At 67.8% G+C, this 23,883-nt stretch carries 23 protein-coding genes; 11 read left to right on the plus strand and 12 right to left on the minus strand.

Going from position 1 to position 23,883, the window contains the following annotated elements; genetic code table 11:
* Window positions 1-36: 36 nt before the first annotated feature.
* From RQG77_RS08385 to RQG77_RS08400, 4 genes are read right to left on the minus strand one after another with little or no spacing between them, the layout of a single operon-like run.
* Window positions 37-906, minus strand: a complete 870-nt coding sequence (locus tag RQG77_RS08385) for a hypothetical protein (RefSeq protein ID WP_311244313.1) — start codon at window positions 904-906, stop codon at window positions 37-39.
* A 29-nt stretch (window positions 907-935) separates the two neighbouring features.
* Window positions 936-2,072, minus strand: coding sequence for a CapA family protein (locus tag RQG77_RS08390; protein ID WP_311244314.1), 1,137 nt, complete (start codon window positions 2,070-2,072; stop codon window positions 936-938).
* The gene (locus RQG77_RS08395) at window positions 2,069-3,841 is read right to left on the minus strand and encodes an ABC transporter ATP-binding protein (protein WP_311244315.1); all 1,773 of its coding nucleotides are present in this window, start codon (window positions 3,839-3,841) and stop codon (window positions 2,069-2,071) included. Before RQG77_RS08395 ends, RQG77_RS08390 begins: the two co-directional genes overlap by 4 nt.
* A complete protein-coding gene (locus tag RQG77_RS08400) occupies window positions 3,838-5,073 on the minus strand; it encodes a DUF1611 domain-containing protein (RefSeq protein WP_311244316.1) in 1,236 nt (411 codons plus the stop codon). The genes RQG77_RS08395 and RQG77_RS08400 overlap by 4 nt, the downstream gene beginning before the upstream one ends.
* 272 nt (window positions 5,074-5,345) lie before the next feature.
* Between RQG77_RS08400 and RQG77_RS08405 the strand changes: the two genes are divergently transcribed.
* On the plus strand, window positions 5,346-5,996 hold the full coding sequence (locus RQG77_RS08405) for a pentapeptide repeat-containing protein (protein WP_311244317.1): 651 nt from the start codon (window positions 5,346-5,348) through the stop codon (window positions 5,994-5,996).
* Between the two features lie 35 nt (window positions 5,997-6,031).
* Here RQG77_RS08405 and RQG77_RS08410 read toward each other — a convergent pair whose 3' ends face one another.
* The 4 genes from RQG77_RS08410 to RQG77_RS08425 form a co-directional block, all read right to left on the minus strand.
* Entirely contained in the window at window positions 6,032-7,540 is a 1,509-nt protein-coding gene (locus RQG77_RS08410) for an ABC transporter ATP-binding protein (protein ID WP_311244318.1), read from the minus strand.
* Window positions 7,537-8,349 carry an ABC transporter permease gene (locus tag RQG77_RS08415; protein ID WP_311244319.1) on the minus strand — a complete coding sequence of 271 codons (813 nt, stop codon included), beginning with the start codon at window positions 8,347-8,349 and terminating at the stop codon, window positions 7,537-7,539. Before RQG77_RS08415 ends, RQG77_RS08410 begins: the two co-directional genes overlap by 4 nt.
* On the minus strand, window positions 8,346-9,287 hold the full coding sequence (locus RQG77_RS08420) for an ABC transporter permease (protein WP_311244320.1): 942 nt from the start codon (window positions 9,285-9,287) through the stop codon (window positions 8,346-8,348). The genes RQG77_RS08415 and RQG77_RS08420 overlap by 4 nt, the downstream gene beginning before the upstream one ends.
* 103 nt (window positions 9,288-9,390) lie before the next feature.
* A complete protein-coding gene (locus RQG77_RS08425) occupies window positions 9,391-11,001 on the minus strand; it encodes an ABC transporter substrate-binding protein (RefSeq protein WP_311244321.1) in 1,611 nt (536 codons plus the stop codon).
* Between the two features lie 157 nt (window positions 11,002-11,158).
* Here RQG77_RS08425 and RQG77_RS08430 point away from each other — a divergent pair, with 157 nt between their 5' ends.
* The 8 genes from RQG77_RS08430 (at window position 11,159) to RQG77_RS08465 (ending at window position 17,642) form a co-directional block, all read left to right on the plus strand.
* A complete protein-coding gene (locus tag RQG77_RS08430; protein WP_311244322.1) occupies window positions 11,159-11,566 on the plus strand; it encodes a YbaB/EbfC family nucleoid-associated protein in 408 nt (135 codons plus the stop codon).
* Window positions 11,566-11,859: a WXG100 family type VII secretion target gene (locus RQG77_RS08435; protein ID WP_311244323.1), complete on the plus strand. Its 294-nt coding sequence runs from the start codon at window positions 11,566-11,568 to the stop codon at window positions 11,857-11,859. Before RQG77_RS08430 ends, RQG77_RS08435 begins: the two co-directional genes overlap by 1 nt.
* Before the next feature lie 43 nt (window positions 11,860-11,902).
* Window positions 11,903-12,226: a hypothetical protein gene (locus RQG77_RS08440; RefSeq protein WP_311244324.1), complete on the plus strand. Its 324-nt coding sequence runs from the start codon at window positions 11,903-11,905 to the stop codon at window positions 12,224-12,226.
* Entirely contained in the window at window positions 12,223-13,794 is a 1,572-nt protein-coding gene (locus RQG77_RS08445; protein WP_311244325.1) for a hypothetical protein, read from the plus strand. The genes RQG77_RS08440 and RQG77_RS08445 overlap by 4 nt, the downstream gene beginning before the upstream one ends.
* Window position 13,795: 1 nt before the next feature.
* Complete coding sequence (locus RQG77_RS08450) at window positions 13,796-14,269, plus strand: hypothetical protein (RefSeq protein WP_311244326.1); 474 nt, start codon at window positions 13,796-13,798, stop codon at window positions 14,267-14,269.
* Window positions 14,262-14,735, plus strand: coding sequence for a hypothetical protein (locus tag RQG77_RS08455; protein WP_311244327.1), 474 nt, complete (start codon window positions 14,262-14,264; stop codon window positions 14,733-14,735). The genes RQG77_RS08450 and RQG77_RS08455 overlap by 8 nt, the downstream gene beginning before the upstream one ends.
* 97 nt (window positions 14,736-14,832) lie before the next feature.
* On the plus strand, window positions 14,833-17,427 hold the full coding sequence (valS, locus tag RQG77_RS08460; protein WP_311244328.1) for a valine--tRNA ligase: 2,595 nt from the start codon (window positions 14,833-14,835) through the stop codon (window positions 17,425-17,427).
* Complete coding sequence (locus RQG77_RS08465) at window positions 17,427-17,642, plus strand: hypothetical protein (RefSeq protein ID WP_311244329.1); 216 nt, start codon at window positions 17,427-17,429, stop codon at window positions 17,640-17,642. The genes valS and RQG77_RS08465 overlap by 1 nt, the downstream gene beginning before the upstream one ends.
* A 67-nt stretch (window positions 17,643-17,709) precedes the next feature.
* Here the strand turns inward: RQG77_RS08465 and RQG77_RS08470 are convergent, their stop codons facing one another.
* From RQG77_RS08470 to tdh, 4 genes are all read right to left on the minus strand, one after another.
* Window positions 17,710-17,928, minus strand: a complete 219-nt coding sequence (locus RQG77_RS08470; RefSeq protein WP_311244330.1) for a hypothetical protein — start codon at window positions 17,926-17,928, stop codon at window positions 17,710-17,712.
* Window positions 17,925-18,548, minus strand: coding sequence for a helix-turn-helix domain-containing protein (locus RQG77_RS08475; RefSeq protein ID WP_311244331.1), 624 nt, complete (start codon window positions 18,546-18,548; stop codon window positions 17,925-17,927). Before RQG77_RS08475 ends, RQG77_RS08470 begins: the two co-directional genes overlap by 4 nt.
* Window positions 18,549-18,621: 73 nt before the next feature.
* On the minus strand, window positions 18,622-19,800 hold the full coding sequence (locus tag RQG77_RS08480) for a glycine C-acetyltransferase (protein WP_311244332.1): 1,179 nt from the start codon (window positions 19,798-19,800) through the stop codon (window positions 18,622-18,624).
* Entirely contained in the window at window positions 19,800-20,843 is a 1,044-nt protein-coding gene (gene tdh / locus RQG77_RS08485; RefSeq protein WP_311244333.1) for an L-threonine 3-dehydrogenase, read from the minus strand. The genes RQG77_RS08480 and tdh overlap by 1 nt, the downstream gene beginning before the upstream one ends.
* 81 nt (window positions 20,844-20,924) lie before the next feature.
* On the opposite strand from tdh, the gene RQG77_RS08490 reads away from it, so the two are divergent.
* The gene (locus RQG77_RS08490; RefSeq protein ID WP_311244334.1) at window positions 20,925-21,833 is read left to right on the plus strand and encodes a LysR family transcriptional regulator; all 909 of its coding nucleotides are present in this window, start codon (window positions 20,925-20,927) and stop codon (window positions 21,831-21,833) included.
* Window positions 21,830-23,881, plus strand: coding sequence for a M3 family metallopeptidase (locus RQG77_RS08495; RefSeq protein ID WP_311244335.1), 2,052 nt, complete (start codon window positions 21,830-21,832; stop codon window positions 23,879-23,881). Before RQG77_RS08490 ends, RQG77_RS08495 begins: the two co-directional genes overlap by 4 nt.
* Window positions 23,882-23,883: the final 2 nt, after the last annotated feature.

Consider the following 23,883-nt stretch of genomic DNA (forward strand, 5'->3'; position numbering starts at 1 on the left):
GTACGCGCGGTGCGGGGCGACGCGGTCAGACCGGATTCAGTCGGACCCCGTGTCCCCCAGGAGGTACGGCACCGCGGCGGCGGCCATCGCCGCCTGATCGTGGTCGACGCCCTGCACCTCGTGCAGCTCCCACCGCAACGACACGGCCTCGCGAGCGGCCTCGCGCTGCGCACGGTCGAAGAACTCCCGCCCGCGCTCGAGCCTTGTGTCCCCCTGCGCCTCGGCGTCGTCATCGCGTCGCAGGTTCTTGGTCCCGACATCGTCGGTGCCGAGGAGCACGATCAATGTGCGCCCGAAGGCTGCCTCCGCGTCGAAAGCGGGGGCATCGTCACCGTCGAGACCGAACGGGAAACGTGCCGAGTCGTCGGGCATCGTGTACCACCCGGCGTTGGCCGCCACCGCGGCATCTATGGGAGCGTGTGGGACGAACTCCACGTAGCGATGCACGAACTGCGCCCCGGCGGAGTGTCCGAACATCGAGAACCCGCTCTGTGCGCCTCCGATCCGGGCGCGGACATCCTCGAACAGCGGCTCGATGTACCCGTACGCACCGTCGAGGACATCCGCATCGCCGTCGCTGTCGCCGTCGGGATCAGCCAGACCGCCGAGGTTGTAATTCTCGGCATCTGGGAACTCGTCGTCACCGAACTGCGGGGCCACCACCACCGCGTCGCGGTCGTGGACGAGGTCCGTCCAGGTGTCCCTGTACTCGGCTGCGTTGCGTCCGACCCCGTGCATGACGACGATGATCGTCGCCTGCTCGGTGGCACGAGCGCCCGTGACGTAGTAGATCGGAATCGATTCGCGCCCGTCGATGTGGAGTTCGTACGTGCCGCTGCCCAGCAATCCGGAGCCCTGCGGCGTCGGTGAGCATGCGGCGAGCGCGCCGGAGAGCACGAGTCCCATAACGATCAGGATCCCCCATCTGCGGCGCATCAGAAGCGAAGCGTCGCGACATCGGCCTGCCACGTCACGGCGTTCCCGATGATGCTCTTCGCCGTCGAGAGCTCGGCTTCGGGCACAGGGCGCGCGACGTAGTCGACGATCTTGTTGTCGGTCTCTATGACGCGGAGTGCGACCGTGCCCACGCCGCTCTGATTCCAGCGCAGACCGACCACGGCTCCGAGTCCGGGCTTTCCGTAGTTCTCGAATCGGCCGGGGGCACCGAACACGAAGTTGCCGATCCCGTAGACGACGGGCATGTCGCCGAGTACCTCGACGCTCTGCAAGGTGTGCGATCCGGTGCCGATCACGGCGTCGTATCCCGCGTCGGCGAACACCCCGGCCCAGTAGCGCTGTTGCGCGTTGACATCTTCATAGTTGTTCCCCCAGTGCACGAAGGCGACCACCTTGTCGGCTCCGTTGTCGAGCGCAGTGCGCATCGCCTGCTCGACGCGATCCACGCGCAACGGCAGCATTCCCGGCGAGGTCTCTGTGCTTCGATGGAGCGCTCCGAAGTCCTCGCCGAAAGAGACGACTGCGACGTCCAGCTGCTCGGATCGCACCATCAACGGCATGGATGCCGCGGCGCGGGTCGCACCCGCACCGAATGCAGCGAGTCCGCCGTTCTCGGCGTGGCGGATCGTGTCGTCGAGTCCCTCGCCGCCTCGATCCATCGCGTGGTTGTTCCCGAGGTTCAGCGCGTCCACTCCGATCGCGCGAAGGGCCGAGAGATGAGCGGGATCACTCGCATACGTGTATTTCGCGCCTGGGTTCGCCGGAGTCAGGACGGTCGTGAAAGGAACCTCGGCGTTGACGATGGTGTAGTCGAAGTCCTCGAGCAGTGGGGCCACCCCCGCCAAAAGCGGCAGTGGGCCTGCGACCGCGAGCTTCTCCTCAGAGCCGTCCCCGAACATCGTGTCCCCCGCGAAACCCAGATCGAGTACGCCGTCCGCCAGCGCGGGCGCTGAGGCCGAGACCACAGGTGCCGGTGTCGGCCTGGCGAACGCCAGCTGACCCCCGAGCAGCCCCGCAGACCCGAGCGCGAGAACGAGACTCGCTGCGATCAGTCGACGGTCTCGTCTCAGGTTGCGCCCCGCACCCCGCCTGCGGATCGTGTCTGAACGCGTCACCGTCCGGCCCCCGTCCATCGCCTCGCCCTCGCATTCCGGTTCCGCCACAGGCTGTCGCGATACTCCTCGCCGGTGAGCGTCTCCGTCGCACCGTCTTCCGACATCACCCAGACGCTGTCGGCGAGCGAGAGCGCGTCGGAATCCTGCGTGACCATCAGCACGGTCCCGCGGTGACGAAGGATCGCCTCTCTCGCGCGGGACCGCGCATCGGCATGCATGCCGGCGAGCGGCTCATCCAGAAGCAGAATCCTGGGCGTGCCCGCCATCGCCCTGGCGAGCGCGACGAGTTGACGATCACCGGCGGTCAGATTCGCGCCGCCCTCCATGACCCAGCCCATGACCCCACGATCATCGTGACGCCTCAGGGCGTCGTCCACCCCCAGGGCTCTGACGATCCGCTGCACCTCGCCGGGTCCGACCTTGCGGTCAGCGTACGTGAGGTTGCGCAGCACGGTCCCTCGCAGCAGTGGCAGATCCGGACCCGCGACGCCCATCATCGCCCCGATCGACGACGGCGATGTCTGCGACAACACCTGACCGTCGATCACGACGCGGCCCGAGGTGGGCTCGGTCATCCTGGTGAGCACGTCGAGCAGCGCCGTCTTGCCGCTCCCGGATGGGCCGGTGATCGCGACGAGCTCGCCGCGATCGGCGACAGCGCTGAAGCCGTTCAGGGCCCCCGCAACAGTCACGTCGTCGAACTCGATGCGCCCGCCCTTGACCACCAGCGGAGCCAGCGCTTCGTCCTCGATCCCGCGGCTGGAGCTCACGAGGAAGTCCACGACCTTCTGACGCGAGACCAGTCCGCGATGCCAGTAGTCATGAGCGAGACCGAGAGTACGCACCGGGCGGGCGAGGTAGCGGGTCAACAGCGCCGCGACGACGACGACCCCCACACTCGTGGCTCCGCGGTGCACCTGGACGAGGCCGATGGCGAGTACGGCGACCACGCTCACCAGCGACGTCGCCGCGGAGATTCCGCGCAGCGCTCCCCTGAGGCCGGCGACTCGGCGCAGCGAGACGTTGAGTGCGTCGTTCTGGCGTGACAGCCGACGGAACTCCCCCGCGACGCGCCCCGACACCTGGCTGACCCTGATCGCATTGATCTGCTCGTCGACGTTGCTCATCAGCGACGACCTTCGTCGACGCATCGACCGCGTGGCATCACGCATCGATCGCCCGAGGCTCAGCGACAGAGCCGCTCCCGATGCCAGCACGCTGACGACCGCGAGCGCGAGCCACACATCGAGGGTGAAGAGCACCCCGAGCGCCACGACGAGGACGATCGTCGCGGACAGCCCTTCGAGAAGTCCGCGGCTCAACCACATGCGCAGCATCGACAGGTCTCCCGTGAGGCGGAGCAGGAGTCCCCCTCGGGCTCGATGCCGAAGATGCTCCGGGCGCATCCGCTGCAGATGCGCGTACATCTCCATCCGCAGTCTTCGGACGACGTCGTACCCGGCCCACTCTGCCCAGGTGAATTCCCACGCGCGTGCGGCGCCCATCAGCACGGCCGACACCGCGAGCACGAGGCAGAACCAGAGCGCCTGCTGATAGGCCGCGACTGCGGCGTCGCCGACGCCCGCTGGCACCAGCTGGTCGATCACGAGGCGCGCCAGCAGCATGAAGTCGACGAGCAGCGTCGCCTGCAGGAGTCCGAACAGAGCGATCACGAGGAAGTCCCTACGCCGCAGACGGAAGAGTCGTCCGACGTCGGGAGCGCTCGGCTCGATTCGAGAGTCTTCGAGGCCGTCCGCAGTGGTCGTCACGACAGCACGACCGACGAGGCGCGAGCATGCTCGATCAGTTCCCGCGAGTCGACGAATCCGCCTCGACGCCCGGCGAACTCGGGGGCCTGCGTGCCCCGCACGGGATCCGGTAGTGTCACCAGACCCTCCACTTCGATCGGCCACGCCGGTTGAGGATGCGGGAGCGGGATGCCCAGCTGAGCCGAGTCGATCCCCAGCACCGGCGCGATGAGTTCGGGGGTCTCCAGCTCCGGAAGCCCCCAGATCGGCAACCCCAGCTCCTCTTCGGCCTCCTGCATCGCGAGCGGGGACTTGGTCATGGTCCCCGACAGTGCGACCACGTCGAATCCGTGATCGGTCAGAGACCGCAGCCCCTGCGCCGCGCCCATCGCATCGGATGCGGCCAGCACGACGCAGTCGATGAGGTCATGGACGACCGCCGACTCCAGAAGGCTCCTGTTGTCGCGTTGGAAGACACCATCGGCGATCTCCACGAAGTTGACTCGACTTCCGCCGAGCGACAGATTCGCGACCAACTGCGTCATCACCTCCTCGAGCACGGAGGTCGGCTGACGGAACGACGAGGCCAGGCCCGCGTCCGTGAAGTCGAGCATCATGTGCGCGCCCGCATCGAGCATGACCCAGTAGTCGTTGCCCGATCCTGTGCCCGTCACCTTCGTGACGCCCGGCCGCATGCCGACCTTCGACAGTCCGTGGGCCATGTAGTGGATCGTCGTCGTCTTTCCCGCGTTCATCGACGTGCCCAGCACCCCGATCGTGCGTGGACGCTCGGTGGGCGGCGTCAGCGTCGGAAGCCTGAAGTCGGCCACGTTGAGCGGGCGCCCCGCCTCATCGCCGACAAGCCCGATCGGCACGATGTCGGTCGCCGCTCGCACCGCTCTGCTGCGTGAGATGGCGGCGGACGCGATTCCGCCGCTCGCCACGAGGTTGACGGGCCCGAGATGCCTTGGAACATAGGACTCGAACTGGTCGGTCGCGTAGCGGTCGGCGTACGCGACGATGATCAGATCGCCCACGTGCAGCAGGCTGCGCCGACCATGCGGTTGCTCGATGTGGCGATGATGCCCGAGTCTCTCGATCCGAGCGAGGACCACGTCACCGGACCGAGGCCGGATCGCACCGCCGACCAGGGTCCGCATCGATTCGAGCGGCACCCGCCGAATCGAGAACGACTGCTTGGCGGCGATGCGCATCTCGTGCGGGAGTATCCGCACCCAGGTCTCGCGCCTCATCATGTCCCCCTCAGATGTTCGAGGAGATGAGTCGTTCATCGCCGGGCACGATAGTCGCACCCGTCACGCTGTCGCGTCGCGCGCTTTTCCGGCCAGCAAACGATGCACGCGAACGACGGTGAAGCGACACGCCCCAGCGGCCGCTCCCTCATATCCCCAGTTTGGTCACAAACACTACCGGCACGGTGGCGGCTCGATTCAGCGATACCGCCGAATCCGAAACGTGCATTCCGGAATTCTGTTTCCTCCGCCGCGAACGGTAGCCTCCGACCATGGCCCGCTCCCCCGAATCCCCTGCGGCTCCCCGCGTATCGCCTCCCGACCTTCCGCTCGAGTTCGAGTCCGCGACGGCTCGGCGCAGCGCGGATCTGCTCGCGGTGCGGCTCGATCTCGAGGTCACGGCAGATCTCGCCCACGCCTCACTCGAGCAGTGCACGATCACGGCCGATGCCGACAGCGTCGACCTGACCGGAGCCACCCTCATCGACGTCGACATGGCGGGTGTCCGCATCGCCTCGCTCAAGATGCGGGATGCCGGCGTGCGCCGCGTCCGCATCAGCGGAGGCCGCATCGGCACACTCGATCTGAGCAGCGCGCGCATCGACGAGCTGGAGCTCCGCGACGTGCGGATCGACTATCTCAACCTCGGTGGGGTGCGGGCCGCCGACATCGAGATCACCGCGTGCAGCATCCGGACGATCGACATGCCCCAGGCCGAGCTCACCCGGGTGCGCTTCACCGACACGCGCTCGGACGAGGTGGACTCGCGAGGCATGCGCGCCACGCACGTCGACCTGCGCGGGCTCGACGCCTCGGCGTTCCTCGATGCGAACAGCCTCCGCGGGACGACCCTGAGCAGCTTCCAGGTGCAGCAGCTCGCCCCGGTGCTCGCGGCGGGGATCGGCATCCAGGTCAGGGACTGACAGTCCGTTCGGTCAGGGACTGACGGGCCGTTCGATCAGCGACTGACGGGGCGGTTCGCCTCGAGCAGCTCCCGCGTGAAGGGGTGCTGCGGCGAAGCGAACACGTCGGCGACCGCACCCTGCTCGACGATGGCGCCGTCCTGCATCACGAGCACGTCATCGGCGACCGCTCCGACGACGTCGAGATCGTGGGAGACGAAGATCATGGTCAGCCGACGCTCGCGTTGCAGTCGGAGCAGCAACTGGAGCACTCGTTCACGCACGGACGGATCCAGCGCCGACACCGGCTCATCCAGCACCAGCACCTCTGGCTCAGCCGCCAGCGCCCGTGCGATGGCCGCGCGCTGACGCTGCCCGCCCGACAGCGCGGCGGGCCTGCGGTTCGCCAGCACGGGGTCGAGGTCGACCTCCGCGAGAAGCTCGGCGACTCGCTGGGCCCGCAGCGTGCGGGGTACGCCGCCGGCGGCGAGCGCCTCCCTCAGCGATCGGCCGATCGTCCATCGAGGGTCGAATGCGCCGAGCGGATTCTGATGCACGAGCTGCACGCGGTGCTCCCCGATCCAGCGCAGGCCTCCGTCGTCCGGCTGCTCGACGCCGACGATCATCCGAGCGAGCGTCGTCTTGCCCGAGCCGGACTCCCCGACGATCCCGAGAGTGCGTCCCTCGTGCACGGCGAACGACGTATCCCTCACCGCTGCGATCTCGCCGAACGTCCTGGTCGCACCTGTCGCGACGAGCACGGGCGAGGGGTCGCCGGTGGAGGTCGCTCTCGGCTCGTGGATCGTCGCGGCGATCAGCTGCCGGGTGTACTCGTGCCGGGGCGCCTCGAGCACCTCCGCGACCGTCCCGGATTCGACCACCGCGCCCTCGCGCATGACCAGTACGCGATCGGCGATCCGACGGACGGCTGCGAAGTCGTGGCTGATGAACACGATCGCGGTGCCGGCATCAGCGATGTCGCGGAGCAGTCCGAGGATCCTCGCCTGCACCGTCGCATCGAGAGCCGTGGTCGGCTCGTCGGCCACGAGGATCGCTGGTTCCGCGGCGATGGCCGAGGCGATCAGCGCTCGCTGTCGGAGCCCCCCGGAGAGCTCGTGCGGATACTGCCGCGCACGGCGGGCGGAATCCCGCATCCACACCCGGTGCAGGAGTTCCTGAACCCTGTCGCGCAGCGCCGCTCGCCCGGAGACGAGACGATGGAGACGCAGAGGCTCGGCGATCTCCGATCCCACTCGCTGCAGCGGATCGAGCGAGACGAGAGCATCCTGCGAGACGAGCGCGATGCCCGCGCCGCGCAAGGACCGCCAGCGGCGCTCGCCGAAGCGTGCGACGTCCGTTCCGTCGACGACGAGCCGCTCGAAGCTCACGCGGGCGTCTGCCGGTGTCAGTCCGAGCAGCGCTCGAGCCGTGAGCGACTTGCCCGCCCCCGACTCGCCCACGATGGCGACGCACTCACCACGCGACACGGTGAGCGACACCCCGTCGACCACGGGCGCCCCACCGAAGTCGATGCGGAGGCACGTCAGCTCCAGCGCCGCTGTCACGATGTCCGTCCCTCTGCTCGGGCTCGCAGAACCCGGCCGACGACCGTCGCCGCGATCACAGTCACGGTGATCGCGATGCCGGGGAACACGGCGATCCACCAGGCCTGCCCCAGCACGTTGCGCCCACCCGCGAGCATGAGCCCCCACTCGGGCGTCGGCTCCGAGGGACCGAGACCGAGAAAACTGAGTCCGGCCGCGGCGAGGATGCTCGATCCGATGCCGATCGTCGCGAGCACGCTCAACGAGCCGAGCACCCCCGGCACCACGTGCCGGACGAAGGCGGGCACGGGAGGCACCCCGAGGATGCGTGCGGCCTCGACGTGCTCGGCGCTGCGGAGCGTGCGGGTCTGCACGCGGGCGAGACGGATGTAGACGGGGACGGCGGCGAGCGTGACCGCGATCGCGATGTTGACCGGCCCTGGTCCGAGCACCGCCACGACGACGAGTGCGACCAGGAATTCGGGGAAGGCCATGAGCACGTCGTTGACGCGCATGAGCGCTGCGTCGACGCCCCGCGGAGCGAGGCCGGCGAGCGCACCGATGAGCAATCCGACAGCGAGCGCGATGCCGGTCGCGAGCAGGCCGATGCCGATCGAGCGCCCGGCCCCGTGGACCACCCGCGAGTACACGTCGCGGCCGCTCTGATCGGTGCCGAACAGGTGCTCGGCACTCGGCGGCAGCAGCGACGCGCGCACATCGGTCTGGAGCGGGTCGTGCGTGGCGAGCGCTCCGGGGAAGGCCGCGGCGAAAGCGAACACCAGCAGCACGGCCACCGCGCACCAGAGCAGCACGACCTGCGCGCGCTTCATCGTGCACCCCCGCGATCCGTGCGAAGACGCGGATCGATGAGCGGATGCAGGAGCTCGATCACGAGGTTCACGATCACGAACACGATGGCGCTGAGCAGGATGATCCCCGTGATGACCGGCAGATCGCGATTGGTGATCGCCGCGAGGGTGACCCGCCCGAGCCCTGCACGGGCGAAGACCGTCTCGACGAGCACGGCTCCGCCGAGCACCGATCCCGTCAGATACGCGGCCAGGGTCACCGCGTTCGCGGCACCGTGCCTCAGCCCGTGCCGCAGCGTGAACCACGACGGGCCCGCGCCTCGGGCCCGGACGGTCTCGGCGAACGGCATCCGCTCGGCCTGCACCAGTCCGTCCCGCAGGACCTGGCTGAGAAGTGCAGCGACCGGCAGCGCGAGGGTGATGGCCGGCAGCACGATCGTCGCCGGATTGCGTGCGCCCGAGACCGGGAACCATCCGAGGCCGAACGCGAAGACGCTGAGCAGGATCAGGCCGATCCAGAACACCGGCGACGACAGGATGACGAGCTCGATGCCCGCGGCGACGGCTCGCCCTGCCTGACCGCGCACCAGCAGGGCGACGGCCAGCGCGAGCAGCACCGCGATCACGAGAGCCAGAGCCGAGAGCTGCAGCGTCGACCCGAGCTGACGACCGATGACCTCGGCCACCGGCATCCGCAGCTGGTACGACTCCCCCAGGTCTCCCCGGGCGAGCTGCGCGATGAACGTCAGATACTGCTCGAACGGGGGGCGGTCGAGCCCGAGCTCTGCGCGGATGCCGTCTTTCAACGCTTCGCTGACCTGGGCCTGCGGCCCGAGCATCACCGACACCGGATCGCCCGGAATGATGCGGAAAGCCAGGAAGACCAGCGTCGCCGCCCCCCAGAGCACGATCACGACCGATGCCGCGAGACCGGCGATGCGGAGGAGCGCTGCCTTCACCGTTCGCGCCCTCTCGACAGTTCCTGAGCGCCCTCCGGTACGCGGCGCTCGCTCACGAACGATACCGCAGCGATATACCGAAGGGCGCTCGACGGCCCAGGCGTCAGCCGACGCTCACGTCGAAGAACAGCGGGCGTCCGTACAGGTCGTAGTCGAGGCCGCTCACGCGCTCGCCCACTGCGGTGATCGCAGACGGGCTGTACAGCGGCACGATCGCCGTGTACTCCGCGTTCCACTCCTGCAGCTGCGTATAGATGCTGTCGCGCTGATCCTGGTCGCTCGACGCGACGGCCTGGTCGAGCAGGGCATCGATCTCGGGATCCGTGACCTGCGAGGCGTTCTGGAATCCGTCCGTGTGCAGATGCGCGCGCAGGAAGTCCGGGTCGACGCCCGAGAATCCCCAGTCGGTCAGGTCGAACGTCTTCGGAGCGTACTGCTCGTTGTAGGCACCCGGTTCCAGCACCTCGCGAACGACCTCGAAGCCGATGCCCTTGAGGTCCGACTGGATGGCGTTCGCCAGAGCCGCACGGTCGTCCGGCACCGGGGTCCAGGCGATCCATCGCGCCGACAGACGCTGTCCGTCCTTCATGCGGATGCCGTCGCTGTCGCGCTCCGTCCAGCCCGCCTCGTCGAGCAGTGCGCTCGCCGAGTCGGCGTCGAACGGCCAGCTGTCCTCGAGTGAGGCGTCGTAGCCGGGAGTCGTCGACCCGAGCACACTCCACGCCCGTGGGAACTGTCCGAAGAAGATCTCATCGACCGCCGCGTCGACGTCGATGCCCCGGGCGAATGCCTGGCGCACCTTCTCGTCGGCGAAGACGCCGTACTTCTCGTTGAGGTACAGCGAGTAGGGCAGGCCGGGGTACTCGATCGAATCGACGGTGATGCCGTCGCCGAGATCCCCCGCGAGGTTCGGCGGGATGTTGCTCGCGAGATCCGCCTCGCCGCTCTGCACCACGCCGGTGCGGACAGATGCCTCCGGCTGGATCTCGACGCGCAGCGTCTCGACCTTCGGTGCGTCCTCGCCGTGCGGGCCCCAGGCGTAGTCGTCGTTGCGTGTGTACACGAGCTCCTGGTCGGGCGTGTACTCCGTGAGCACGAACGGCCCGGTGCCGACCGTGACGTCGGGCCCTCCGGCCTTCAGCTGATCAGCGGACTCCTCGAGCACGGCAGGCGAATAGAACCCGAGCTGCGGGGTGCTGGCGGCCTGCAGGAACGGCGCGTACGGCTGGGTGAAGCTCACCTTCACGGTGTGGTCGTCGACGACCTCCGTGCCTGCGTAGAAGTCGGCGCCGAGCATCGACGCCGCCTGGGCCGACTCGGTCTCCGGGTCGACGATGCGGTCGAAGTTCGCCTTGACCGCCTCGGCGTCGAAGGGCTCGCCGTCGGAGAAGGTCACGTCGTCGCGGAGGACGAAGGTGTACTCGGTGCTGTCGTCCGAGACGGTCCACTCCTTCGCGAGCCACGGGGTGAACGAGCCGTCGTCCTCCTGGAACACCAGAGAGTCGAGCACGGCGCGCTGCACCATGCCCGAGACGTCGAGCTGGCTCACCTGCGGGTCCATGTGACCGGCCGAGAGGTTCGCACCCTCGATCGACCAGACGAGCTCTCCGCCGTCGGACTCGGAGGAGGGAGCGGCGCAGGAGCTGAGCAGGAGTGCGCTCACAGCGACGGTGGCACCGAGCGGGATCGCGCGGCGCAGGAAGGAGATGGGCATGCTGTTCCTCGGGAGGGAATGCGGGAGACGACGCGGATGCATCAGTTCTTGGACTCGATCCAATTCTAGGACGTCCTCGGCGACACGGGGGCTCCCCGGCCTTCACCACTTCACTCGCTCCTCATATACTGCGAGGACACCGGAGGAGGGGGTAGCAGTGTCAACCGAGGAACTTTCGGACACGATCGCCGCGCTGAACGCGAAGATCGATGCCCAGATCGCCCATGCGCAGGACCTGGCCGCGGAGTCGGCGAAGCTCGAGGACGAAGTGGCTGAGACCACGGCGACGGTCTCGTCTGCGGACGGTCGCGTCACCGTCACGGCGCGACCCACAGGCGGGATCGAGTCTGTGCAGCTGTCGTCGATCAGCACCGCGACCGACGCCGCGGCACTCGGCGGACTCATCACCGCGACGATCGCGAAGGCGCAGCGCGCGGCCGCAGAGCAGGTGCTCGCATCGATGAGCCTGACTCTCGGCGAGAGTTCGCCGCTCGTCGCGGCCGTGCGCAATGACATCGACACCGCCTTCCCGCGGGCAGGCGGCAGCACGATCGAGTACCGCTGATGGGCGTCATCGAGGTCAATCCGGCGCAGGTGGCGAAGGCGGCGAAGGCGATCAGCGTCGCCTCGCGCAGCATCGACGCCGCTCTCGAGGAGCTCACCGCCCACGCGGGGATCCTTCGTCGATCGTGGTCGGGCGAGGCCCAGCTCGCGTTCGAGTCGGCGCAGGGCAGGTTCGACGGACTCATGCGCGAACGCACCGCTCTCGTCGTCGCGATCTCCGACGCGCTCGGAGAGCTCGCAACCCAGTACTCGGACGCGGATCTGGCCGGCCAGCGCGTCCTCGGCGGCAGCTGACGCCGGATCACACAAGACACACAATCGGGGGGAACCGATCACGATGACCGCAGCCAATCAGCAGATCATCATCGACGAAGATGAGCTTCGCGCACACGTGAAATCACTCACCACCGCCGCCGAGCTCCTCGGCGCCGCAGCGAAGACAGCGGCGGGAGGCGTCGGGCAGTCTGCCTTCGGAGCGATGTGCGGGCCGCTGCTCGGCCCCGCCATCGACGCGCTCGCCGATGCATCCGAGTCCACGCTCACGGCGGCCACCGAGCTCGCCGACGCGACCGGCACAGGGCTCAAAGGCATCGTCGATGCGTTCGGCGAGATCGAGGACGGCGCCGTCAAGGCATTCGGCACGATCGAGGGCGAGCTGTGAGCGCGATCGCCGGCATCAGCAGCCAGGTGCGCTCCGGGTCCTGGGCCGCCGGGGCGCCCGGGCCCAGTGCATCGCAGGCGGACTGCGCGAGCATCCCGGGTTTCGCAGGGATGCTGATCCAGTACATCGCCCCGCTGCGCGAGTGGTTCGACGACCTCCTCGGCGACCCGGGGACGGTCGGCGGATTCGCTTCGCGATGGGAGGACGCGGAGAAGTCCCTCCGCCGGGTCGTCGAGACCCTGCGGGACGCAGAGCCGAAACTCGCAGACATGGATGGGCGGACGGTCCGCGCGCTCCGGGCCCGCTACGGCGACCTGCTGTCCGTCGCCGAGGACGCCGCGCAGTGGACCGGGGCCACCGCAAGCGCCGTGCGGCTGGTCAGCCAGATCATCGAGTCGACGAGGGTCCTGATCTGCGACTTCCTCGGGAGCCTCAGCAGGTTCGCCGACGACCTCTTCAGCTTCAGCCTCAACCCGTTGAAGAAGATCGACGACATCAAGCGCTTCGCGTCGTCGGCCGCCGACTTCATCACCTCGGCGGGCGCTCTGGTGAAGAGCCTCACGGGCGCCGTCGTATCGCTCGCTCAGCTGCTGTACAAGCTGGTCCCCCTCATCGGAGACGCACTGGCGACGCTCCGCGACCTGCTCGTCGACATGCTGCCTCTGGTCGGAGCGCTCACCGGCGGACCGCTCGGGTTGGTGTTCGGCAACGTCCTGCACGACTTCCTGACGGATGACGCGCGCGTGAACGAGATCGATCCGTCGACGTTGAACGAGGACCAACTGGCCGCATGGAACGAGGCTCATGGGGTCACCTCGCTCGACTCGCTGTCGGATCTCGTGTCGGTGAACGGCACGACGGACGCGATGGGCGGCGAGAGCTCCACGGCGATCGACATCAAAGAGGTCGTCGGTCCCGACGGCTCGACGCACTGGGTCGTATCGCTCCCGTCGACACAGGCATGGGAGTTCGGTCCTTCGAGCGGCGCGATGAACGACCGGGACAACAACCTCGCACTGATGCTCGACAACCCGCTCTTCCGCACGCAGTACGAGCGCGCGGTGCTGGACGCGATGCAGCAGGCGGGGATCCCCGCGGGATCCGACGTCGTGCTGACCGGCTTCAGTCAAGGCGGCATCATGGCCGCGAATCTCGCCGCGGACTCGTCTTTCCCCTACAACCCGATCGGGGTCGTGACCAACGGCTCCCCCGTCGACAACTTCCACGTGCCGCCGAACGTGCCGGTCTACGCGTTCCAGCACGCGACAGACGTCGTGCCGATGCTGGACGGGAGCCTCGTCGGCGTGCCAGGGCTGCCGGGCCAGTCCCCGTTCGACATCCCGAACACACCGGTGACCGTCCTCCCGCCGAACATTCACCAGATCACGCTCCCGGACCCTCCGGGAGCACATGGATTCAGCGCGCACAACAACCCGCTGTACGCCACCTCTGTAGGAGAGTGGGAAGACGGCTACCACGCCGCGAACAACGGCACCGATCCGTGGGATCTTGCGGGTCTCGGTGGTACCGTCGTCGATCACCAGGTCTATCAGGGAGTGGAACGCTGACATGAGCACCACCGGGCTTACCCGACTCATCCGCGGAGTCACGGTCATCGCCCTCGGCGCCGCGATGGTCGCGCTGAGCGGGTGCGGGGCCATCACGAAGGAACTCTCCGAAGGGGACTTCGGAGAGACGATCCCCGCTGCCCTGGAGGCATCCGACATCGGCATCACCGACTCCTATGCCGAGAAGACGATCTCCGGCTTCACCTTCTACCTGAGCGTGGGAGTCGATCTCGACCACGGCGATGCCTCGGCCGACGACCTCGCGGGAATCCTTCGGATCATCCTCGAGAACAACGACGTACCCAGCGACGAGATCGACCTCGGCGTCAACGGAAGCGACGAGGAATCCGTCGACCTCGAGGCGCTGGTCCAGAGCATCTCGCCCGACCTGAAGATCTCGTCGAGCACGTATGGAGACATCCAGGTCACGAACGACCAGGCCGCGGCGATCGTCGAGGCGGTCTGGGGTGAGTGATCGCTCTGCGTCACGCCGGCTGCGCGTCCTCGAAATCGGTGTGATCGCCGCAGTGGGAATGGCGCTCGCGGGGTGCGGGGTCATCACGAAGGAGCTATCCAGCGGAGATTTCGCTGAGACGATACCCGCGGCGCTCGTGGAGTCGGAGATCGGCATCACCGACTCGTTCGCGTCGAAGGGCCTGGACGGCTTCACATTCAATCTGGTCGTCGGTGTCGACCTCGACGACCAGGAGCTGTCGCCGGATGACCTCGCCGGGATACTCCGAATCATCCTTGAGAACAACGACATCCCGAGCGACCAGATCCAACTCTCGGTCGCGGCAAACGACGGAGAGTCGGTCGACGTCCCCCAGCTCGTGCAAGAGATCAGTCCAGACCTCAAGACGAAGGCCTCGATCTACGGAAACCTCTCGGTCACCAACGAGCAGGCCGCGGCGATCGTGAAGGCCGTCTGGGGCGAGTGAGGGATTCCCCACACGTTCGGGGCGATTAGACTGTGGGGCACAACCCACACTCAGGCACGCTCACACAGTGCCGCATACATCGCTCGAGGAGACCTCCATGTCCGTCATTCCCGACAAGCCCGTGCTCGAAGGCCTCGAAGCGAAGTGGGGTGAGTCGTGGTCCGAGCAGGGCACCTACCTGTTCGACCGACTCCGCGCCGCACAGTCCGGCCGTGAGGGTGTGTACTCGATCGACACTCCCCCGCCCACGGCATCCGGCAGTCTGCACATCGGTCACGTGTTCTCGTACACGCACACCGACGTCAAGGCACGCTTCGAGCGCATGCGCGGCAAGAACGTGTTCTACCCGATGGGCTGGGACGACAACGGCCTTCCCACCGAGCGCCGGGTGCAGAACTACTACGGCGTGCGCTGCGACCCGACGCTCCCGTACCAGACCGACTTCACCCCGCCGTTCGAGGGTGGCGACAACAAGTCCAGCCGCGCCGCAGACCAGGTGCCGATCAGCCGCCGCAACTTCATCGAGCTGTGCGAGCGCCTGACCATCGAGGATGAGAAGCAGTTCGAGGCTCTCTTCCGCCAGCTCGGCCTCTCGGTCGACTGGACCCAGACGTACCGCACGATCTCCGACGACACGATCCGTCAGAGCCAGCTCGCGTTCCTGCGCAACCTCGAGCGCGGCGAGGCCTATCAGTCGCTTGCGCCGACCCTGTGGGACATCGACTTCCGCTCGGCCATCGCCCAGGCGGAGCTCGAGGACCGCGACCAGCAGGCCGCGTACCACACGATCGATTTCCCCTTCGCCGACGGTTCGGGCTCGATCACGATCGAGACCACCCGCCCCGAGCTGCTCCCCGCCTGCGTCGCGATCGTGACGCACCCCGAGGGCCCGCACAAGCACCTGATCGGGACGAAGGTGCGGACGCCCTTCTTCGGCGCCGAGATCGAGATCCACGGACACCACCTCGCACAGCCCGACAAGGGCACGGGTGCCGCCATGGTCTGCACCTTCGGCGACGTGACCGACATCATCTGGTGGCGCGAGCTGCGCACCACCACCGGCGGCGACCTGCCGAACATGACGACCATCGGTCTGGACGGGCGCTTCCTGCCCACCGCCCCGTCGATTGTGGCGAGCCCCGAGGCCATCGACTGGTACACGGCCGAGCTCGCCGGCAAGACCGTGTTCTCGGCGCGCAAGGCGATCGTCGAGAAGCTGCAGGAGACCGGCGACATGACTGCGGTCGGCAAGCCCTTCAACCACGCGGTGAAGTTCTTCGAGAAGGGCGACCGTCCGCTCGAGATCGTGTCGACGCGGCAGTGGTACATCCGCAACGGCGCCCGCGACGCGAAACTCCGTGACGAGCTTCTCGCGCACGGAACCGAGCTCGACTGGCATCCGGAGTTCATGCGGGTGCGCTATGAGAACTGGGTCGGCGGCCTGACCGGCGACTGGCTCGTGTCCCGTCAGCGTTTCTTCGGCGTGCCGATCCCGCTCTGGTACGGACTCGACGAGAACGGCGACCGCGATTACGACCGGGTGCTCGCCCCGGACCACGCGTCCCTGCCCATCGACCCGACGATCGACGTGCCTGCGGGATACACCGAGGATCAGCGCGGGGCGGCCGGTGGCTTCGAGGCCGAGGCCGACATCCTCGACACCTGGGCCACGTCGTCCCTGACCCCGCAGCTCGCCGGTGGATGGCAGCGCGATGAGGAGCTGTGGAACCTCACGGCCCCGTTCGACCTGCGCCCTCAGGGCCAGGACATCATCCGCACCTGGCTCTTCTCGACCATGCTGCGATCGACTCTCGAGGACGGCCGTTCGCCGTGGCGCAACGCCGCGATCTCGGGCTTCATCGTCGACCCCGACCGCAAGAAGATGTCGAAGTCGAAGGGCAACGTCGTAACGCCGGCAGACATCCTCGAGACCCACGGATCGGATGCGGTGCGATACTGGGCCGCCTCCAGCCGCCTCGGCATGGACGCCGCATTCGACCCGCAGAACCCGACTCAGGTCAAGATCGGACGCCGCCTGGCGATCAAGGTGCTGAACGCCGCGAAGTTCGTGCTGTCGTTCCCCGCGCCCGAGGGCGCGCAGGTGACGCATGCGCTCGACGCCTCGATGCTCACCGGCCTCGACGCGGTGATCGCGGAGGCCACCAGGGCGTTCGAGAACTACGACCAGGCGAAGGCGCTCGAAGTCACCGAGGCGTTCTTCTGGACGTTCTGCGACGACTACCTCGAGCTCGTCAAGGAGCGCGCGTACAACCAGAACGACGTGGGGCAGGCATCCGCCGCACTCGCGTTGCGTCTGGCGTTGTCTGCCCTGCTGCGTCTGCTCGCACCGATTCTCTCGTTCGCGACCGAAGAGGTCTGGTCGTGGTTCGAGGAGGGCTCGGTGCACACCGCGGCATGGCCGGAGCCGCTCCGCATCGAGGGCGATCCCGCAGTGCTCTCCGTGGCCAGCGAGGCTCTGATCAGCATCCGTCGGGCGAAGACCGAGGCGAAGGCATCGCAGAAGACCCCGGTCGCGAGCGCCATGATCACAGCTCCTGCGGAGAAGTACGAGGCGCTGCGAGCCGCCGCCGCCGATCTGTCGGCCGTCGGCCGCATCGCAGAGCTGGGACTCGCCGTGGGCGACGAGTTCGCGGTCACCGCTATCGAGCTCGCCCCGGTCGAGGGCGCCTGATGCAGCTGGGCACGCGGTGGGCGACCGGCTCCGAGCCGCCGGTGTCCGTTCCCGCCGCGCTCCGGCCGGCGATCTCCGAGGTCGAATCGCGCGGTCTCACCGGGCACTGGACGCTCACCTGGCTCGAGGGCCGCGCGATCGCCGAGCTCGATGCAGGCTGGGAGGTCGTGCAGACCGGCTCCGGTGACGTGATCGCCCGCCCGTTCGAGGACTGATCCGACTCTGAAGACGAAGCCCCCTGCTTGCGCCTGCGGCAGGGGGCTTCGCTGTCATCGGAACGGCTCAGCGCCGAGGGAGCCCGATCTGCGCGAGCATGTGCTCGACCGCGCGGGGATCCTGTCGCCTGGTCTGCTGCTCCCGCAGGAGGTCGAGCGCGAGGGCTCGCTTCTGGGCACGGCGAGTGATGCGTCGCTCGACGAATCCCGTGAGGAGATCGGCGAGGCCGAGGAGCTGTCGCTCCGCCTGCGTCGGTGCCACGAGGCGGATGGTCGCGCCGGTCATGATTCCTCCTCGTTCGAGTCGGCGGCGTCGGAGAGCACCGGCCCGGTCGCCGGAAGGTCGAAGAGCTCGGTGCGCATCGACACCCGGCGCACATCCGGCCCGGTCTGGCCGCGATATCGCCCGACGGCACCCTCGATGACTTTCATGAGCTCCTCCTTGAGATCCTCCATCTGCGAGGGGGTCATCTCGAGGAGGGTCGTGGCGATCAGGCCCGCGTCCTTCCACCCCTCCGGCACCTCGGTGTCCGGCCGGTTGACGTAGGACATCAGGGTCTCGTGCCGCAGGCGGAAGAACTCCGACGACACGATCTGCGCCGCTGCCCTGCTCGCGGGCGACATGCTCTGGCTCGGACCGGGAATGTCGATGCGCCCCTCGGGCAGCTCCCACCAGCGCTCGCGTGCGGTGCCTCGCCCCTCGACCTCGTGGATCAGGTCATGCGCCGAGAGCGTGCGCAGGTGGTAGCTGGTGGACCCGGAGGTCTCCCCCAGCATCGACGCGAGCGAGCTCGCCGTCTGCGGCCCGTGCGCGCTGAGCAGATCGAAGATCCGCACACGCAGCGGGTGAGCCAGGGCCTTGAGCGCCCCGGAATCGAGTCGTCGCAACTGCTCTTCGTCTGCCATGCATGCAAAGATACTCTTGCAAAGACTTCTATGCAAGCTTTCTTTTGCAAAGAAGTCTTTGTCTGCACTCTCGTCAGCTCACGGCGGCTCGCGCGGTGACGAAGGCGGCCACGCAGCGTTCGATCTGCTCGATGGTGTGCGCCGCCGACAGCTGCACGCGGATCCGCGCCAGTCCGCGGGGAACGACGGGAAAGCTGAACGCGGTCACGTAGATGCCCTGCGCCTGCATCTCCGTCGCGATTCGCGCCGTGAGAGCCGCGTCGCCGAACATGACCGGGACGATCGGATGCTCCCCCGGCAGCAGGTCGAACCCCTCCGCCGTCATCCGCTCGCGGAACAGGGCGGCGTTGTCGCGCAGACGCGCTCGGAGATCGGCCGAGCCCTCGACCAGGTCGAGAGCGGTCAGCGTGCCTGCCACGATCGCGGGCGCGAGCGTGTTCGAGAACAGATACGGGCGGGAGCGCTGACGCAGCAGAGCGACGATGTCGGCGTGCGAGGCGACGTAGCCACCGGATGCTCCACCCAGCGCCTTGCCGAACGTGCCCGTGTAGATGTCCACCCGATCCGCGACGCCGCAGAACTCGGGCGTGCCCCGCCCGTTCTCTCCCACGAAGCCGACGGCGTGCGAGTCGTCGACGAACACGAGGGCGTCGTAGCGCTCCGCGAGGTCGCAGATCTCGGCGAGGGGTGCGATGTAGCCGTCCATCGAGAAGACGCCGTCCGTGACGACCACTCGGAAACGGGCATCGGATGCCGCCTTCAGCTGCGCCTCGAGATCCGCCATGTCGCGGTTTCGATACCGCAATCGACGGGCCTTGGAGAGACGGATCCCGTCGATGATCGACGCGTGGTTGAGCTCGTCCGAGATGATCGCGTCCTCGGCGCCGAACAGCGTCTCGAAGACTCCCCCATTGGCGTCGAAGCACGAGGAGTACAGGATCGCGTCATCCGTTCCGAGGAACCCCGCGAGTCGCCGCTCCAGCTCCAGGTGCTGCTCCTGGGTGCCGCAGATGAAGCGGACACTGGCGAGCCCGTAGCCCCACTCCTGCAACGCCGTGGTCGCCGATTCGAGGATTCGAGGATCGTCCGCGAGCCCCAGATAGTTGTTGGCGCAGAAGTTGAGCACCTCCGCACCGTCCGCCGTGATCTCAGCACTCTGCGGTCCACGGATACCGCGCTCGTGCTTCGTGAGGCCCGCAGCCTCGATCCCGTCGAGCTCGTTCACCACATGCTTCCGGAATGTCCCGTACATCACAGCTCCGTCCAATCGAGGATGATCTTTCCCGTTCCCGCGGACTCTGCCGCGGCGAAACCCTGTTCCCAATCCCTGGCGGGGATCACATCGGCGATCACCCGTCCGATCGAGTCGCGCAGAGTCGCGCTGGTCTGCAGCATCGCCCCCATCGCGTTCCAGGTCTCGAACATCTCGCGTCCGTAGATGCCCTTGATCGTGAGCATGTGGGTGACGAGCTTGCCCCAGTCGATGTCGAACCCGGCGCTGGGAAGACCGAGCATCGCGATCCGACCGCCGTGATTCATGTTGTCGATCATGGCGGGGAGCGCCGACGCCGCACCGCTCATCTCGAACCCGATGTCGAACCCCTCGCGCAGTCCGAGGCAGTGCTGGGCATCGCGGATGTCGCGCACCGACACGTCGACGACCTCGTCGGCGCCCATCAGACGCGCCATCTTGAGACGGGGAGCACTCACGTCCGTCGCCGCGATGAAGCGGGCGCCGGCATGCCGGGCGACGGCGATCGCCATCAGACCGATCGGCCCGCATCCCGTCACGAGCACGTCCTCGCCGACGAGCGGATAGGTGAGGGCCGTGTGCACGGCGTTTCCGAGCGGGTCGAAGATCGCGCCGAGCTCCGGTGTGACATCGGCGTGATGCACCCAGACATTGGTCGCCGGCAGGGCGAGGAACTCGGCGAAGGCGCCGTCTCGCTGCAGCCCGAGGCCGATCGTGCGGATGCACATCTGCCGGCGCCCCGCCCGGCAGTTGCGGCACGTGCCGCAGACGATGTGCCCCTCACCGGAGACGCGGTCGCCCACCGCGATGTCATGCACGAGCGGCCCGACCTCGACGACCTCTCCGTAGAACTCGTGGCCGGGGATGAGCGGAGCCTCGATCGCAGATGCGGCCCAGTCATCCCATCGACGGATGTGGAGGTCGGTACCGCAGATCCCCGTGCGCAGAACGCGGATCACCACCTCGTCGGCCGCCGCTGTGGGCTCAGGACGATCGATGAGCTCGAGACCGGCTGCGCGTTCCGCTTTGAACAGTGCCTTCATACGTCGATCCCATCGCGAGCGACGATGTAGAGCAATCCCGAACTTCTGCATCGATGATGTAGCGACCGCTAATCTGTCAGCATGGAGCTCCATCAGCTGCAGATCCTCAGAGAGCTCGGCGCGCTGGGCAGCGTCGCCGCCGTCGCCGAGAATCTGCACGTCACGCCCTCGGCCGTATCGCAGCATCTCGCTGCGCTGCAGCGAAGCTTTCGCACGCCGCTCACGCGCAGGGACGGGCGCCGCCTGACGCTGACCCCAGCAGGCGAGGTGCTCGCCACGGCCGGCGCCGAGGCGATCGACGCGATGGCCGCAGCACGCAGCGCGCTGGACGACTTCGAGGGCGGCAGTAGCGGCGTCGTCAGGGTCAGCGGATTCCACAGCGTGGGACAGGCGCTCTTCGGCTCGCTGATCCGAGAACTCGACGCCGCGGATGCGCCGCCGACCGTGCAGCTCACAGACGAGGATGTCGCGCAGAGCGACTTTCCGGCTCTCACCGCCCGCTACGACCTCGTACTCGCCCATCGCATGGAGCACTCTCCTCCCTGGCCCACCGACGGGGTGCGCAGCCTGGCGCTCGTGCGGGAACCGCTCGACGTCGCCGTCTCGGCATCCCATCCCCTCGCCGCGCGTGGCCAGGTGACATCCTTCGACGTGGTCGACAGCCCGTGGGTCACGAGCCGTGTCGGATACTCCCCCGACGACGTGCTGCGCGCGGTATCCGCCGTAGCCGGCCGCCCGGTCGAGATCCGCCACCGGATCAACGACTACGGGGCGATCGCCGCTGTCGTCGCCGCGGGCGGAGTGCTGGGGATGCTGCCGCGCTACACGACCCGCACGGTCGACGATCGCGACATCGTCCGGCTCCCCCTGCGAGGAGTCAGCACCCATCGGATGATCGACGTGCTCGCCCGGCCCGAGAATCTGAGGCGGCAGTCGGTCCGCCTCGTCGTCGAGGCCCTCCAGCGGGTGATGGCTAGGCTCAGAGGATGACCGACGCCTCGAACCCGCTGCTCCAGCCGTCCACGCTCCCCTACGGTCTTCCCGACTTCGCCGCGATCAGGCCCGAGCATTACCTTCCCGCGTTCGAGGCCGCATTCGATGAGCACCTCCGCGAGATCTCGCGGATCACAATGGTGCGCTCGATGCCCACCTTCGAGAACACGATCGACGCGCTCGAGCGCTCCGGAGACCTGCTCGACCGAGTCGCGCATGCGTTCTACACGGTGACCTCGGCTGATGCGACGCCCGAGATCCAGGAGATCGACGAGCACCTCGCTCCCCTGATGGCCGCGCATCAGGATGCGATCACCCTCGACGGTGCCCTGTACTGGCGCGTGCAGCAGGTGCACGCATATCTCGCTGATCTCGACCTCGACGACGAGCAGCGTTACCTCGTCGAACGACACCACCGCGAGATGACGCACGCGGGCGCCGCCCTCGATGACGCTGCGAAGGAGCGGCTCACCCTGCTCAATCAGCAGCTCTCCACGCTCAACAACACGTTCGAACGCAACCTGCTGAACGACACCAACGACCTGGCCGTCGTGTTCGATTCCGCCGAGGAGCTCGCCGGTCTCAGCGCCGGTGAACTCTCCGCCGCCTCTCGCTCGGCCCAGGAGCGCGGTCTCGACGGCAGGTTCCTGATCTCGCTACCCCTGTTCACGGGTCACCCCTATCTCGCGCAGCTGCGTGACCGCGAGGCGCGGCGACGGATCATGGATGCGTCCCGCATGCGCGCATCGCGTGACAACGGAAACGACAACCGTCCGGTGCTGCGAGAGATCGTGCGGCTCCGCGCAGAGCGTGCGGAACTGCTCGGCTACGCATCGCACGCGGCATACGTCACGGCCGACGAGACGGCAGGGACTCCCGAGGCGGTCGAGCGGATGCTGCGTGAGCTCGCCACCCCGGCCGCGCGCAACGCCCGTGCGGAGCGGGAAGAACTGCAGACGATCGTCGACGAGACCGAGAGCGCCCCCTTCCCCGTCGAGGCACACGATTGGGCGTACTACACCGAGAAGGTGCGCACCGCGCGCTACGACATCGACACGAGCGCCCTCCGCCCGTGGTTCGAGGCCGAGCGGGTGCTGCAGGACGGCGTGTTCTTCGCCGCCACGCGACTCTACGGCGTCACCTTCACCGAAAGGCACGACCTGGTGGCCTACCACCCCGGGGCCCGCGTGTTCGAGGTGCACAACGCCGACGGCACCGCCCTCGGACTGTACGTGCTCGATCTCTACACGCGCGACTCGAAGCGCGGTGGCGCATGGATGAACCCCATCGTGAGCCAGTCGCACCTTCGCGGCACGCTGCCGGTCGTGGTCAACAACCTCAACGTGCCGCTTCCCGGCGACGGGGAGCCGACCCTGCTGACCCTCGACGAGGTCACCACGCTCTTCCATGAGTTCGGTCACGCGCTGCACGGACTGTTCGCCGTGGTGACGTATCCGCACTTCGCCGGCACCAATGTCTTCCGGGACTTCGTCGAGTTCCCCAGCCAGGTGAACGAGATGTGGATCCTCTGGCCCGAAGTGCTCGACAACTATGCCCGGCACCATGAGACCGGTGAGGCACTCGACCCGGCGATCGTCGAGCGCCTGCGCGCGACAGAGACCTTCAATCAGGGGCACGACACCAGCGAGTACCTCGCGGCCGCCTGGCTCGATCAGGCATGGCACCGGGTGGGTCCTGATGCCGAGGTCGCCGACGTCGCCGCTTTCGAGGCTGCGGCGCTCGCCGACATCGGTCTCGACGCCCCGGTGGTGCCGACTCGCTATTCGTCGACCTACTTCGCCCACGTGTTCTCAGGCGGTTACAGCGCCGGGTACTACTCGTACATCTGGAGCGAGGTGCTCGACGCCGACACCGTCGACTGGTTCCGAGAGAACGGCGGGCTCACGCGCGAGAACGGCGATAGGTTCCGCCAGCGCCTTCTCGGGGTCGGCGGGTCGAAGGACCCTCTCGACGCGTACCGCGACTTCCGCGGCCGCGACGCGGATATCGCCCCTCTGCTGAAGCGTCGTGGGCTGGACGCCTGAGC

Origin of the sequence: Microbacterium sp. WCS2018Hpa-23 (assembly GCF_031843845.1) — a bacterium.
GTDB lineage: Bacteria > Actinomycetota > Actinomycetes > Actinomycetales > Microbacteriaceae > Microbacterium.

What these genes read in the sequence shown, in the direction of transcription:
- RQG77_RS08470 (WP_311244330.1), bottom strand. Translation starts at nt 17,928, where the DNA reads ATGACCGGCGCGACCATCCGCCTCGTGGCACCGACGCAGGCGGAGCGA.
- RQG77_RS08465 (WP_311244329.1), top strand. Translation starts at nt 17,427, where the DNA reads ATGCAGCTGGGCACGCGGTGGGCGACCGGCTCCGAGCCGCCGGTGTCC.
- RQG77_RS08400 (WP_311244316.1), bottom strand. Translation starts at nt 5,073, where the DNA reads ATGAGGCGCGAGACCTGGGTGCGGATACTCCCGCACGAGATGCGCATC.
- RQG77_RS08450 (WP_311244326.1), top strand. Translation starts at nt 13,796, where the DNA reads ATGAGCACCACCGGGCTTACCCGACTCATCCGCGGAGTCACGGTCATC.
- RQG77_RS08475 (WP_311244331.1), bottom strand. Translation starts at nt 18,548, where the DNA reads ATGGCAGACGAAGAGCAGTTGCGACGACTCGATTCCGGGGCGCTCAAG.
- valS (WP_311244328.1), top strand. Translation starts at nt 14,833, where the DNA reads ATGTCCGTCATTCCCGACAAGCCCGTGCTCGAAGGCCTCGAAGCGAAG.
- tdh (WP_311244333.1), bottom strand. Translation starts at nt 20,843, where the DNA reads ATGAAGGCACTGTTCAAAGCGGAACGCGCAGCCGGTCTCGAGCTCATC.
- RQG77_RS08440 (WP_311244324.1), top strand. Translation starts at nt 11,903, where the DNA reads ATGACCGCAGCCAATCAGCAGATCATCATCGACGAAGATGAGCTTCGC.
- RQG77_RS08435 (WP_311244323.1), top strand. Translation starts at nt 11,566, where the DNA reads ATGGGCGTCATCGAGGTCAATCCGGCGCAGGTGGCGAAGGCGGCGAAG.
- RQG77_RS08385 (WP_311244313.1), bottom strand. Translation starts at nt 906, where the DNA reads ATGGGACTCGTGCTCTCCGGCGCGCTCGCCGCATGCTCACCGACGCCG.
- RQG77_RS08490 (WP_311244334.1), top strand. Translation starts at nt 20,925, where the DNA reads ATGGAGCTCCATCAGCTGCAGATCCTCAGAGAGCTCGGCGCGCTGGGC.
- RQG77_RS08415 (WP_311244319.1), bottom strand. Translation starts at nt 8,349, where the DNA reads ATGAAGCGCGCGCAGGTCGTGCTGCTCTGGTGCGCGGTGGCCGTGCTG.
- RQG77_RS08480 (WP_311244332.1), bottom strand. Translation starts at nt 19,800, where the DNA reads ATGTACGGGACATTCCGGAAGCATGTGGTGAACGAGCTCGACGGGATC.
- RQG77_RS08495 (WP_311244335.1), top strand. Translation starts at nt 21,830, where the DNA reads ATGACCGACGCCTCGAACCCGCTGCTCCAGCCGTCCACGCTCCCCTAC.
- RQG77_RS08405 (WP_311244317.1), top strand. Translation starts at nt 5,346, where the DNA reads ATGGCCCGCTCCCCCGAATCCCCTGCGGCTCCCCGCGTATCGCCTCCC.
- RQG77_RS08425 (WP_311244321.1), bottom strand. Translation starts at nt 11,001, where the DNA reads ATGCCCATCTCCTTCCTGCGCCGCGCGATCCCGCTCGGTGCCACCGTC.